The sequence below is a fragment of the Streptomyces sp. 11-1-2 genome (assembly GCF_003595545.1).
GTDB classification, from domain to species: Bacteria; Actinomycetota; Actinomycetes; order Streptomycetales; family Streptomycetaceae; genus Streptomyces; species Streptomyces hygroscopicus_B.
On sequence record NZ_CP022545.1, the window covers coordinates 8,739,436 to 8,751,932 of the forward strand.

General features: G+C 72.0%; 10 protein-coding genes. 6 read left to right on the plus strand and 4 right to left on the minus strand.

What is annotated here, in order from left to right; genetic code table 11:
- Positions 1-20 precede the first annotated feature (20 nt).
- Complete coding sequence (locus CGL27_RS37515; RefSeq protein ID WP_078640132.1) at positions 21-1,913, plus strand: amidohydrolase; 1,893 nt, start codon at positions 21-23, stop codon at positions 1,911-1,913.
- Between the two features lie 233 nt (positions 1,914-2,146).
- On the opposite strand, the gene CGL27_RS37520 is transcribed toward CGL27_RS37515, so the two are convergent.
- The gene (locus tag CGL27_RS37520) at positions 2,147-3,142 is read right to left on the minus strand and encodes a LacI family DNA-binding transcriptional regulator (RefSeq protein WP_240450773.1); all 996 of its coding nucleotides are present in this window, start codon (positions 3,140-3,142) and stop codon (positions 2,147-2,149) included.
- A gap of 119 nt (positions 3,143-3,261) precedes the next feature.
- Here CGL27_RS37520 and CGL27_RS37525 point away from each other — a divergent pair, with 119 nt between their 5' ends.
- From CGL27_RS37525 to CGL27_RS37535, 3 genes are read left to right on the plus strand one after another with little or no spacing between them, the layout of a single operon-like run.
- Positions 3,262-4,173 (plus strand): helix-turn-helix transcriptional regulator, encoded by a 912-nt coding sequence (locus CGL27_RS37525; protein ID WP_119992140.1) that lies wholly within the window; start codon positions 3,262-3,264, stop codon positions 4,171-4,173.
- Entirely contained in the window at positions 4,170-5,069 is a 900-nt protein-coding gene (locus tag CGL27_RS37530; RefSeq protein ID WP_078640127.1) for an aldo/keto reductase, read from the plus strand. Before CGL27_RS37525 ends, CGL27_RS37530 begins: the two co-directional genes overlap by 4 nt.
- A 59-nt stretch (positions 5,070-5,128) precedes the next feature.
- The gene (locus CGL27_RS37535; protein WP_119992141.1) at positions 5,129-5,917 is read left to right on the plus strand and encodes an alpha/beta fold hydrolase; all 789 of its coding nucleotides are present in this window, start codon (positions 5,129-5,131) and stop codon (positions 5,915-5,917) included.
- A gap of 55 nt (positions 5,918-5,972) precedes the next feature.
- On the opposite strand, the gene CGL27_RS37540 is transcribed toward CGL27_RS37535, so the two are convergent.
- Together CGL27_RS37540 and CGL27_RS37545 are read right to left on the minus strand one after the other, a co-directional pair.
- Positions 5,973-7,475, minus strand: coding sequence for a HAMP domain-containing sensor histidine kinase (locus tag CGL27_RS37540; RefSeq protein WP_119992142.1), 1,503 nt, complete (start codon positions 7,473-7,475; stop codon positions 5,973-5,975).
- 378 nt (positions 7,476-7,853) lie between these two features.
- On the minus strand, positions 7,854-8,714 hold the full coding sequence (locus CGL27_RS37545) for an SDR family oxidoreductase (RefSeq protein ID WP_119992143.1): 861 nt from the start codon (positions 8,712-8,714) through the stop codon (positions 7,854-7,856).
- A 304-nt stretch (positions 8,715-9,018) separates the two neighbouring features.
- Between CGL27_RS37545 and CGL27_RS37550 the strand changes: the two genes are divergently transcribed.
- Positions 9,019-9,423, plus strand: coding sequence for a helix-turn-helix domain-containing protein (locus CGL27_RS37550; protein ID WP_119992144.1), 405 nt, complete (start codon positions 9,019-9,021; stop codon positions 9,421-9,423).
- 29 nt (positions 9,424-9,452) lie between these two features.
- Here CGL27_RS37550 and CGL27_RS37555 read toward each other — a convergent pair whose 3' ends face one another.
- Positions 9,453-10,127, minus strand: a complete 675-nt coding sequence (locus tag CGL27_RS37555; protein WP_119992145.1) for an HAD hydrolase-like protein — start codon at positions 10,125-10,127, stop codon at positions 9,453-9,455.
- A 311-nt stretch (positions 10,128-10,438) separates the two neighbouring features.
- On the opposite strand from CGL27_RS37555, the gene tkt reads away from it, so the two are divergent.
- Positions 10,439-12,487 carry a transketolase gene (tkt, locus tag CGL27_RS37560; RefSeq protein ID WP_119992146.1) on the plus strand — a complete coding sequence of 683 codons (2,049 nt, stop codon included), beginning with the start codon at positions 10,439-10,441 and terminating at the stop codon, positions 12,485-12,487.
- Positions 12,488-12,497: the final 10 nt, after the last annotated feature.

Below are 12,497 nucleotides of genomic sequence, written 5' to 3' on the forward strand. Positions count from 1 at the left end.
ATCACACTCAGGGAGTGAGCATGGGCTTTGACCTGGCGCGCCGTCGTCTTCTGTCGGCCGTGGGCGCAGCGGGTGTCGCGGGTGCCCTCGGACTGGGCGGCTCTGACGCGTTCGCGGCCTCCGGCCGTGGCTCGTCCGGATCCCGGGGCTCGTCGGGATCCCGTCGTTCGGCCGCGACGATCATCCACGGTGGGCGGGTGCTGACCGGTCTGCCGTATGTGCCGCAGCAGGAGGCCATCGCCGTGGGGAGGGACGGGAAGATCCTTGCGGTCGGCCCGGCGGCCCTGGTGCGACGGCTGGCCGGGAGGGACACGGACTTCGTCGACGCCCGCGGTGGCACCGTCATGGCGGGGATCATCGATGCGCACGCACACTGCCTGGACGCCGGGTCGCGCTCCCTCAACCCCTCCCTCGGCGATGAGACGTACACCGTTGCCGCACTCCAGGCGAAGCTCACCGAGTTCCTGAACGCGAGCAAGGACCAGGAGCCGGACGGCTGGCTGGTGGTGGAGGACTGGAACCCGGTCGGCCTGCCCGCCGGGACCGAGACCCACCACCGCATCCTGGACGCGCTGCCGACCCACCGGCCGATCGCGCTCAGGGGCTCGGACGCCCACAACACCTGGGTCAACAAGCGCGCCCTGGAACTGGCGAAGATCACGTCGAGTACCCCGGACCCGGCCGGTGGCCGCATCGTCCACGACTCGGCCGGAGCGCCGTCCGGACTGCTGAAGGACACCGCGCAGGACATCGTCGAGGGGGTGATTCCGCCGCCGGACAAGGGCAAGCTGCTCGCCGCCGAGGCGAAGGCCCTCCGCCACGCGGCGTCCAGCGGCATCACCACGTACATGGACGCGGCCACCCAGGCCGAAGGACTCGGCACCTATGCGGACCTGGCCGACTCGGGCCGACTGCTCCAGCGGGTCATCCCGGCGCTGCGCCTTGACCTCGACCTCATCCGCGACCCGAAGGCCGCGCTGGCCTACGTCGAGGAGCAGCGAAAGAAGTACGCGGAGGTGCCGGGCCTGCGCTTCGGGACCGCGAAGGTCTTCCTCGACGGAGTGATCGAGTACCCCGCGCAGTCCGCCGCGCTGCTGGAGCCGTACCTCGACGGCCACGGCAAGCCCACCGACAACCGTGGCGACTTGTACGTCAGCTCCACCGAGTACGGGCGCCTGTCGGCCGTACTGGACCGGGCCGGCTGGCAGATGCACGCGCATGCCATCGGTGACCGCGCGGTGCGCACCGCGCTGGACGGCTACGAGGCGGCGATACGGGCCAACGGCCGCCGTGGCAACCGGCACACCATCGCCCATCTCCAGCTCGTGCACCCGGACGACTTCCGGCGCTTCGCGCCGCTGGGCGTGGTCGCCTGCATGCAGTTGCAGTGGGCGATTCGCGATGTGTGGACGGTGGATTCCCTCCTGCCCTACATCGGCCCGGAGCGCCACCGGCTGATGTATCCGGCGCGCAGCCTGGAGCGGCATGGCGCGGCGCTGTCCGGGGGATCGGACTGGCCGGTGGACCCGCTCGACTCCTTCAACCAGATCCGCACCGCCATCGACCGGAAGGGCGACGACGGGGCGCTGTACCCGGAGCGGGAGAGCATCAGCCGGACCACCAGCCTGCGCATGCACACGGCGGGCTCGGCCCATCAGCTCCGTATCGACGGTGAGACCGGTGTGCTCACCCCGGGCCGGGCCGCCGATGTGATCGTGCTCGACCGGGATGTGACCCGGGTGCCGGTCGGGGACATCACCGGCACGAAGGTGCGCCTGACACTCGCGGGCGGCAGGCGCGTCTGGGACGCGGATCAGCCGGGCGCGCCGGCCTCCGCCACCTCGTTCGCGGCCCGGCCCGCCTCCCTCGCCTCCGTGCACGGCCGCCATGCCGCCTGCGGCTGCCAGGGCTGACCGGCCTGTCCACCTGTCGTACCGCGCTGCCTCGCCGCCGGGCCCGGTAGCTCGCCGCGCCTGGTAGCCGACGGTGCAGTGTTCGTCCTCGTTCGGGTTCTCGAGCTCGTCGAGGACGGCCACGGCGCCCGTCATCTGGAGCCGTTTGAGCCGCACTCCGGCGGCGACCGCCTTCCTGGCCGCGCTCGACATCACAGCAATGGATGCCTGACCTTCGTGGCCCGGCGCCTCCGTCATGACGTGTGCCGGCGGGATCGGCGCATCGAGGAGGACCGAACCTCCAGACGGGTCTCGATCACCACGGGCGGCGGTGTGTGCGGCGGGTTCTCCACCAGGCTCACCAGTGCGTCGACGGCCGCCGCACCGGCCTGCTCCGGGGCCAGTGACACCGTCGACACGGGCGGGGTGGTGCGCCCGTAGGCCGGATCCTCGCTACTGCACACCACCATCAGGTCGTCCGGCACCGAAAGACCGCACCGCGTGGCCGCCTCCAGGACCTGACGGCCGCAGGGGTCGTACAGGCCGAACACCGCGTCCGGCCCGCCGTCCCCGGTCAGCAGGGCGTCCAGCCGCGGTTCCTCGGAGCCGTCCTCGGCGAACGGGACAACACACGGCCGCACACCGGTGCCCGAGCACCACCGCCGGTAGGCCGTCACGCTCGCGCGGGTGTAGTACTCCTGGGTGGGCCCGGCGATCAGCGCGATCCGCTCCGCGCCCTGCCCGGCCAGATGTTCCAGGACGCGGCGGGTCATGGCCTCGTGATCGGTGTCGACCCAGGTCTCCCGCGCCCGCAGCTCGCCGGGACGGCCGTCGAACACCAACGGCAGGCCGCGTGCGCGCAGCAGCCGCACCACGGGGTCGCTGGGCGGGCTGTCCACCAGCACCACCCCGGCGGCCGGCAGGGTGCGCCACATGTGTTCGGCGGGCCCCGAGGGCATCGCCATCAGCGCGTAGCCACGCCGATGGGCGGCGATGGTGGCCGCGCTGATGGCCTGGGCGAAGTACGGCACGCTCGCGAAGTCCCACGCACTCTCACCATGAGCGGTCACCGCGAGCCCCAGGGTGCGCCCGCCGCCGCCCGCCGGGCCGTAGCCGAGCGCACCGGCCACCGCCTTCACCCGGGCCCGCGTCGGCTGCGAGACCCGGCCCGTGCCGTTGAGCACGTTGGACACCGTCGCGGTCGACACCTCCGCCGCCCGTGCCACGTCCGCGATCGTCACCTTGGACACGCCCGGCAGAATACGCTCCCGCGCGGCCCTCGACCGACCTCGGCGCAGGGAGCCGCTGACCTCCGGGTGGGTGCATCGCACCCACCCGCGGCTCCCTTGTCCTGATTAGCCTGGCCGGCGTGGAAAGTGAGAACAAGCTCGGTGACTATCTGCGCGCCCGCCGCGCGATGACCGCGCCGCCCGACGTCGGATTCCCCGACGACCCTTCCCGCCGGGTTCCCGGTCTCCGGCGGGATGAGGTGGCGCTGCTCGCCGGGGTGAGCACGGACTACTACATCCGGCTCGAGCAGGGCCGTGAGCGGCACCCGTCCGAGCAGGTGCTCCAGGCGATCGCGCGGGCGCTGAGGCTCGACGACGCCGCGGCGGCGCATCTGTTCCGGCTCGGCCTGCCCGTCCTCGGGCCGTCCGTGTCCTCGACGGCGACCGTCGGCCCCGAGCTGCGGCGGCTGATGGACGGCATGCACGACGTGCCCGCCTTCGTCGTCGGCGCGGCCCAGGACATCCTCGCCGCGAACGCGATGGCGCGGGAGCTCTACCGCGGTTTCGCCCGGTACGACAACCTGCTCCGGATGATCTTCCTTGATGCCTTCGCCCAGGAGTTCTACGGCGACTGGGAGAAGGCGGCGGGGACCGCGGTGAGCAATCTGCGGGCGGCGTCGTCGCGATTCCCGGGCGATGAGCGCATCGAACGCGTCGTCGGCGAGCTGAGCGTGCGCAGCCCCGCGTTCGCCACCTTGTGGGCCCGCTACGAGGTCCGCCCGCGCACCCACGAGGACAAGCACTTCCGGCACCCGCGGGTCGGTGAACTCCATCTGCACTTCGAAGCGCTGGCCGTCACCAGCGCCCCGGGACAGCACCTGTCCGTCTACAGCGCGGAACCGGGCAGCACCAGCGGCGATGGCCTGATCCTGCTGCGCCGGCTCGCCGAGCAGAGCACCGCTTCCGCCGAGCAGAGCACCGCCTCCTCCCAGCAGAGCACCGCCTCCGCGGAACGGAGCACCACCACAGAGGAAGGAAACCCCCGCTCGTGACCGCATCCCTCGCCCACGCCACCGGCAGTTTCGAGATCGCCGGGAAGAAGGTGGCCCGGCTGGGTTTCGGCGCCATGCGACTCACCGGACTCGGCGTATGGGGCGAACCCGACGACCGCGAGGAGTGCCTCCGCGTGGTCCGCCGCGCCGTCGAACTCGGCGTCCAGCTCATCGACACCGCCGACTCCTACGGGCCGCACGTCAGCGAGGAGATCATCCGGGAGGCCATCCACCCCTACCCGGACGACGTCCTCATCGCCACCAAGGCCGGTCTCACCCGCAACGGCCCCGACGTGATCGAAACCGATCAGGGACCGGTGCGCCTGGGCCCCGCGGCATGGCCGCCGGTCGGGCGCCCCGAATACCTGCGCCAGCAGGCCGAGATGAGCCTGCGGCGCCTCGGCCGGGACCACATCGACCTGTTCCAGCTCCACCGCGTCGACCCGAAGGTCCCGCTGGAGGACCAGGTCGGTGAATTGAGGGCGCTCCAGGACGAAGGCAAGATCGTCGCGATCGGCCTGTCCCAGGTGACCGTCGACCAGATCGAGCAGGCCCGGCGGATCGCCGACATCGCCACCGTCCAGAACCGCTACAACCTCACCGACCGCGGCTCCGCCGACGTTCTCGACCACTGCACCCGCCACGGCATCGGCTTCATCCCCTGGGCCCCGGTGGGCGCCGGCCGACTCACCCGGCCCGGCGGCCCGGTCGACCGCATCGCCTCCGCACACGGCGCCACCCCCTCCCAGGTCGCACTCGCCTGGCTGCTGGCCCGCTCCGAGGCCATGCTGCCCATCCCCGGCACCTCCAAGGTGGCCCACCTGGAGGACAACGTGGCCACGGCGCGACTGCGCCTGAGCGGCGAAGAGATCGACGAGCTCACCGACGCCGTATGACGGCCACACCCGCCAAGTCGGCCTCCCTCTGCGCACCTTCACCGACGAAAGACCGATCCATGCTGCTGCCCTTTGACGAGGCGGGCCACGGGCACGCCGTCGTCCTGCTCCACGCCCGGCCCACGGACCGCACCATGTGGCGGGCGCACCTACCGCTGCTCGCCGAGGCCGGTGTCCGGGCCATCGCCCTGGACCTGCCCGGCCACGGTGCGGCGCTCGTGCCCGACGAGCGCGTGGTGGCACCCTGGGCGGACGTCCTCGCCACGCTCGACCACCTCGGGGTCGACCGCTTCGTGCTGGCCGGGAACTCGCTCGGCGCGCTGGTAGCGCTCCAGGTGGCCGTCACGGCACCCGGCCGGGTGGCGGGCCTGGTCCTGGTGGGCTACCGCCCCCATGACCAACCACCTTCCCCTCGCCTGCGGCGGGCCTGGGACAGCGAGCGAACGGCACTGGACGCCGGTGACATCGACGCCGCCGTACGGGCCGGGGTCGACGCCTGGACGGCGGCGGACGCACCCCGCGAAGCGCGGGCGCACGCGACCCGCATGCTGCGCGACCAGTTGCGGTCCCAGCTCACCCATGGCGAACCGGCCCGGGCGGCGGATCCGCTGGACGAGGACCCGGCCGCGTTGCGCACACTCGGCGTCCCGGCCGTGGTGGGCGTCGGCGAGCGCGACATGCCCGACTTCTTCCGCGGGGGCGAGGGGCTGGCGGATGAGCTGGGCGCGGGTGGCGTGGTGGTCATCCCGGGCGCGGGACATCTGGCACCGCTGGAGCAGCCCGCGGCGTTCTGCGACCTGCTCGTGAACTTCATGAAGGGTGAGCGGCCGGGAAGCTCCATGCCATGAGGCGCAGATGGCGGCCGTCCGGCCCTGATCGGGACCGCGCTCGGTGTCCGGCGGCTCACACCTGGGTTTCGGAGGCCGGTGCGAGCTGGTGGCGGCCGGTCAGCCAGTCCCGGCGCAGGAGCAGCAGGGTGCTCTCCACGTCCCGGACGTCGGTGGCCGGCAGCCGCACCTCGAAGCGTGTGCCGGGCCGCCCGTCGGGCCGGTCCAGCACGGCGATCCGGCCCCGGTGCAGGTCGATCTGCTGGGCGACCAGGGTCAGGCCGAGGCCGGAGCCGGGGCTGTCCGGGCCCCGCCGGAACCGCTGGAAGACCTCCTCGCGGCGCTCGGGAGGGATGCCGGGGCCGTGGTCGTCCACGGTGAGCACGGCGGCCGGGTCACGCGGGTCGCGGGAGGCGCGCAGGGTGACCTCGATGCGGGCGGTACCGTCGGCGGCGCGGCCATGGGTCCAGGCATTGGTCAGCAGGTTGTCCACCGCCGAGCGCAGCCCCTCTTCCCAGCCGTGCACCAGCAGCCCCGTGGTGGTGTGCACGGACACCTCGGCGCCCGGGTGGGTGCGCCGCAGGCCGGAGACCGACGCGTCCACCAGCTCAGCCAGGTCCAGCGAGGCGAACGCGTCCGCCCCGACCAGGTCGCCCTGCGCGAGTGCCCTGAGCATCACCAGCAACCCGAGCAGCCGGGCGTGCTCGCGCCCCAGGTCCTCGAGCACCTCCGCCCGGTCGCCGGGATCCAGACCGGGGTGGTCGGTGAGGATGTCGATGTTGGTGCGCATGCTCATCAGCGGGGTGCGCAGCTCGTGGGACGCGGTCGCGGCGAACGCGCGGGCGGTGGCCAGCGCCTCCCCGGTGCGTTCGACCTGCTCGTCGTAGCGGGCGAGCACCGTCTGCACCGTGTACGCCAGGTCGTCGACCTCGGCGATACGGGTCGGGGTGTGCTCCAGGCGCGTGGCGCTGGTCCTGGGGTCCAGACCGCTGGTACGCCGCTGCAGCCGCCGCAGCGGCAGGACCGCCCGGGTGGCGATGGCCCAGGCGGTGGCCCCGGCCAGGGGCGCGGCCAGCAGCGCCCCGAGCACCACCCGCCGGCGCACCAGCGCCAGCTCCTCCTCGGCGGTGTCCGGCGAGAACAGCCACAGATTCGGCGGTGTGTCGCCCTTCTTGGCGGCGCCGACCCGCAGCGACAGGGCCAGCCAGTCCGTGTCACCGGAGGTCACGGTGACCGGCTTCGGCGCACTGCGGGGCAGCGAGGGGAACGGATCGGGCTGCGGGCCGGCCGTGATCGTGCCCCCGGGGGCCCCGGGCGCGGTCAGCCGGACGCCCACGTCCCGCGCGGAGTTGACCAGCCGCCGCTGCCGGGCCTGCTCCATGACCGGGCGGTCGGCCCCGGCCACCTCCAGGAACGCCTTGGCGTTCTTGGCGAGGACCGTCGCGCGGGCGCGCAACTGGGAGTCCTGGCGCGCACGCAGGTCATCGGTGACCAGATGCAGCAGCAGCCAGCCGGAGGCCAGCACCAGCAGGGGCACGCTGAGGCCGACCGCGAGGGCGATGCGGGTGGTCAGCTTCACGGCGCCTCCCCGGCAGGCAGTCGCTCGCCGTCCGTGCGCCGCGGCCACCGCCGTATGGCCGCGTCGTCGTCGACCCTGGGCACTCGTCCGTCCCTGCCGGCCATGCTCACCCCTGTCTCGCGGCGTCCGAACGAGTCCGTCCGAGGAGACCGATCAAATCACCGTCATGACCCGGGTCTCCACACCGAGCGGACCGCCCGGAGCGGCGTAAGCGGAGCACCCGCCCGCGCGACCACCACGCCGCGCCTCACCACGCCACGCCCTCACCGGGGCGCGGCCATCCCCGCCCGAACGACGGAGCAGCGGCCTCGGGGCCATGTCGCCCTGGGCCGGGGTCCGGTACGACGTGCGGCCGGCCGTCGTACCGGAGCCGCGACGTCAGGAGCCGAGAGCCTCGGTGAGCGCGTCGGCCAGAGTGGTCGTGGGCCGACCGATCAGGCGGCGCAGGTCCGAGGAGACGGTGAAGAGCTCGCCGCGCCCCAGCCCGAGATCCGAGTCGGAGAGGACCTCGGCCAGTTCGGCGGGCAGTCCGGCGTCGAGCAGCGCACTGCGGTACTGCTCGACGGGGAGGTCGTTGTAGACGACCCCCTGGCCCGCGGCGGTGGACAGCGCGGCGGCCAGCTCCGCGAGGGTGAAGGCGGTGTCCCCGCCCAGTTCGTACACGGAGCCGGCGTGGCCTTCGGAGGTCAGGACGGTGGCCGCGGCCTCCGCGCAGTCGCGTCGCGAGGCGGCGCTGACCCGGCCGGTACCGGCACTGCCGGACACGGCTCCGGTCTGCAGATAGAGCGGGACCTGGGACGTGTAGTTCTCCAGGTACCAGCCGTTGCGCAGCACGACCCAGGACACGCCGCTGTCGCGCAGGTACCGCTCGGTCTTCGTGTGGGCGTCGGCGAGGATCATGTTCGCGGAGTGTGCGTTGAGCGTGCTGGTGTAGGCGATCAGTTCGGCACCGGCCCGCTTGGCCGCGTCGATGGCACGGGTGTGGTTGTCGAACCGCTCGCCGACGGTGGTCGTCGACACGAGCAGGACCTTCTGCGCACCCTTGAACGCCTCGGTGAGCCCGGCGGAGTCGGCGAAGTCGGCCTGCCGCACCTGGACGCCCCGCTCGGCCAGATCGGCCAGCCGGTCGGTGTTCCGCCCGGTGGCGATGATGTCGTGTGGCGCCACTCCGCGGCGCAGCAGGTCCTCCACGACGAGTCGGCCGAGCTGGCCGGTGGCTCCGGTAACGGCGATGGACATGTCTCTGCTCCTGGTACGTAGTTCCGAGAGGGCTTCGAGCGCCCCTCAGAAGTACACCGGAGAGACTCCCCATGGGGAAGTGACCACTTTTTAGTTAGGTGACTCTCTAAAAGAGAGTGTCGGCGCGCCGCCGAATGCCGGGTGGACCGGCAACCACTTCGAAGTAGGCACCTTTTGGTCGGGCAACTCTCCGGTGGAGAGTCGCCATCGCTCGGGCGGGTTTCCCGCTCTGAGTAGGCTGGCGGGTCAGAGGGAAGCGAGACGAGGCCAGTGAACGAGGCTGAGGGCTGAGGAGAACACGGGCATGGCGAAAGCACCGCGCACCGACTGGGACCCGTACGCCGGAGGCTGTCCGTCCCGCGACGTCCTCGACCGCATCGGCGACAAGTGGACCGTGCTCGTCCTCGGTGAACTGGCGAATTCCGGCGCCAAGCGGTACACGGCGCTGCGCAGAAGGCTGGACGGGGTGAGCGAGAAGATGCTCACGCAGACGCTGCGCGCCCTGGAGCGGGACGGTCTGGTCCGTCGGACCATCCATCCCGAGATCCCGCCCCGGGTCGAGTACGAGCTCACCGAACTGGGCGTGACCCTGCGCGGGCCGCTGCTGGCGCTGACGGACTGGTCGATGCGTCACATGAACGAGGTTCTGGAGGCGCGGGCCGCCTACGACCAGGGCAAGGACGCCGCCTCACACGAGTCGACGGGCTGAACCGGGGATCGGCCCGCCCGTTCCCCGGCTCAGACGTGCGGGAACGGTTCGGTCAGCGAGGTGAGCACGTGGTCGGCCTCGGCGGCCCGCAGCTCCTCGGCGGTGTAGTGGCCGCTGGCGACCCCGACCGCGGTCGCGTTCGCCGCGCGCGCGGCCTCGATGTCGCGAGGGGTGTCCCCGACCACGTAGACGTCGGAGCGGGCCAGATCGTGTCCGTGCAGCCGGGTGGCCTTGGCCATCGCCAGACAGGTGATCTCAGCCCGGTCCGGGGAGTCCGAGCCGTAGGCGCCGAAGACGAAATAGCGGCCGAGCCGGCCCGGCTCCATCTTGATCCTGGCCGCACCCTCCATCGCGCCGGAGATCAGCCCGAGGATGATGCCCGCGTCCGTGATCCGCCGCAGGGTGTCCTCGACGCCGTCCAGGACGCGGTACCCCTCCGACGCCCGGATGTCCTCCGACAGATGCCACAGATACGCGGCGTAGAGGCGGGCCATCTCATCGTGACTGGGTTCGCGGCCGAGCACGGCCCGGAAGGTCTTCCGGCCGACCTGCGGATCCGTCTCCCCGGCCGAGGTGTGGTCTCCGATATCGGCGGCCACACCGTGCAACCGGTCGAATGCCCAGGCCCAACTCCGTTTTCCCGAGCCTCCGGTGTGCACCAGCGTTTCGTCGATATCGAAGGGCGCCGCTATCGGTCCGGCCATGGCACTCTCCTCCGGCTCCGCCTGCTTCCAGGGTGCGCGATGGGGCCGGGGGCGGCCAGTCGCGTCGCCGCGGTGTCCCCCGCGGCCGAAGTTGAGGGTGGATACGGGCGAGCCTAGGCTGGTGGAAGTGGGCAAACGAGATGGCCCACACTCGGCCGAACGCCCCACCATCGTGTCTGGCACGGCGGTCCCTTCCGAACCGGACCCGCACCATCGCACGGCCGCCGCTCAGCTCCGGCCCTTACGGCCCGGCCCGTGGACGCAGTGCACAAGCGCGGACATCCATCGAGCGCACGGAGGGCGGCGTAGCCATGACCGACCTGGACACGCTGTCGGTGAACACGATCCGCGGACTGTGCATGGACGCGGTGCAAAAGGCGAATTCGGGGCACCCCGGCACGCCGATGGGGATGGCGCCCGTCGCGTACACACTGTGGCAGCGGTTTCTGCGCTTCGACCCCGCCGATCCGATCTGGCCGAACCGCGACCGTTTCGTGCTCTCCGAGGGCCATGCCTCCGCCCTGCTCTGGTCGCTCCTCTACCTGACCGGCGTCCGCACGGTCGACCCCGAGTACGAGGTGCTGGGCCGTCCGGCGGTGACCCTCGACGATCTCAAGTCCTTCCGGCAGCTCGACTCGCGCTGCCCCGGCCACCCCGAGTACCGGTGGACGAGCGGCGTCGAGACCACCACCGGCCCGCTCGGACAGGGGGTCGCCACCTCTGTCGGCATGGCGATCGCAGGCCGGTGGCTGGCGGCGAGGTTCAACCGCCCGGACTTCGCGCTCTTCGACTTCGATGTGTACGCGCTCGCCGGGGACGGCTGCATGATGGAGGGCGTCTCCTCCGAGGCGGCGTCGCTGGCCGGACACTTGCGGCTGTCCAACCTGTGCTGGATCTACGACTCCAACCGGGTCACCATCGAGGGCCACACCGACATCACCTTCACCGAGGACGTCGCCGCCCGCTTCCTGGCCTACGGCTGGAACGTGACCACCGTCGCCGACGCCAACGACCTCGACCGGATCAGCCGTGCCTTCCACACCTTCCGGGCCGAGGCCGCGCGCCCGACCCTGATTCTCGTCCACAGCCACATCGGTTACGGCTCACCGGTCGAGGACTCGCCGAAGGCACACGGGGCGCCGTTCGGGCCGGAGGGGGTCAGAGCCACCAAGCGCGTCCTCGGCATGCCGCCGGACGCCGACTTCCACGTACCCGACGGTGTGCCGGACTGGTTCGCACGGGGCATCGGCGCCCGGGGCGCCGAATTGCGCACCGGCTGGGAGAAGATGTTCGACGCCTACCGCGGTGCGTACCCCGATTTCGCCGACGAGTTGGAGCGCATCCAGCGCCGTGAGCTCCCGGACGGCTGGGACACCGCGCTGCCCACCTTCCCGGCCGATCCGAAGGGCCTGGCCAGCCGCGACTCGTCGGGTCAGGTACTGAACGCCGTGGCCAAGGCGGTGCCCTGGGTCCTCGGCGGGTCCGCCGACCTGACGCCGTCGACCAAGACCCGGCTGACGTTCGGGGGAGCGGGCGACTTCCAGCCCGGGGCACGGTCCGGGCGCAATCTGCACTTCGGCGTCCGGGAACACGCGTCCGCCGCCGTCGCCAACGGAATGGCGCTGACGAAGCTCCGCCCGTACTGGTCCGGGTTCCTGATCTTCTCCGACTACGCCAAGGCGGCCATCCGCCTCTCCGCGCTGATGGAGATCCCCACCGTGCACATCTTCACCCACGACTCCATCGGGGTCGGCGAGGACGGCCCCACCCACCAGCCCGTCGAGCAGCTCGCGGGGCTGCGCGCGACGCCCGGGCTGCTGGTCTTCCGCCCCGCCGACGCGAACGAGGTCGTCGAGACCTGGCGGGTGGTCGCCGCCCTCCGCCGGGAGCCGGCCGCGCTGGTCCTCTCCCGCCAGCCCCTTCCCACCCTGGACCGCGATCGGCTCGCGGCGGCCAGTGGTGTCGCATGGGGTGCCTATGTGCTGGCGGACGCGGACCGGGGCGAGCCCGAGGTGATCCTGCTCGCCACCGGCTCCGAGGTGGCCCTGGCCCTGGCCGCGCACGAGGAGCTCACCGCCGAGGGCATCGCCTCCCGGGTGGTGAGCATGCCGTGCTGGGAGCTGTTCGACCGTCAGCCGCGGGAGTACCGCGACCAGGTCCTGCCACCCGCGGTGACCCGAAGGGTCGCGGTGGAAGAGGGCTCCACCTTCGGCTGGGACCGGTATGTCGGCCACGGCGGGGCCATCGTCGGAATGCACACCTTCGGCGCCTCCGCACCCCTCAAACAACTGCTCACGAAGTTCGGATTCACCCCCGAGCGCGTCGCGCAGGTGGCGCGCGAGCTGGTGGCTTCGGGCTGAGCGGGCGATG

Coding starts and splice junctions, on each gene's coding strand:
- CGL27_RS37515 (WP_078640132.1), top strand. CDS start 21: ATGGGCTTTGACCTGGCGCGCCGTCGTCTTCTGTCGGCCGTGGGCGCA.
- CGL27_RS37535 (WP_119992141.1), top strand. CDS start 5,129: ATGCTGCTGCCCTTTGACGAGGCGGGCCACGGGCACGCCGTCGTCCTG.
- CGL27_RS37545 (WP_119992143.1), bottom strand. CDS start 8,714: ATGTCCATCGCCGTTACCGGAGCCACCGGCCAGCTCGGCCGACTCGTC.
- CGL27_RS37550 (WP_119992144.1), top strand. CDS start 9,019: ATGGCGAAAGCACCGCGCACCGACTGGGACCCGTACGCCGGAGGCTGT.
- CGL27_RS37555 (WP_119992145.1), bottom strand. CDS start 10,127: ATGGCCGGACCGATAGCGGCGCCCTTCGATATCGACGAAACGCTGGTG.
- tkt (WP_119992146.1), top strand. CDS start 10,439: ATGACCGACCTGGACACGCTGTCGGTGAACACGATCCGCGGACTGTGC.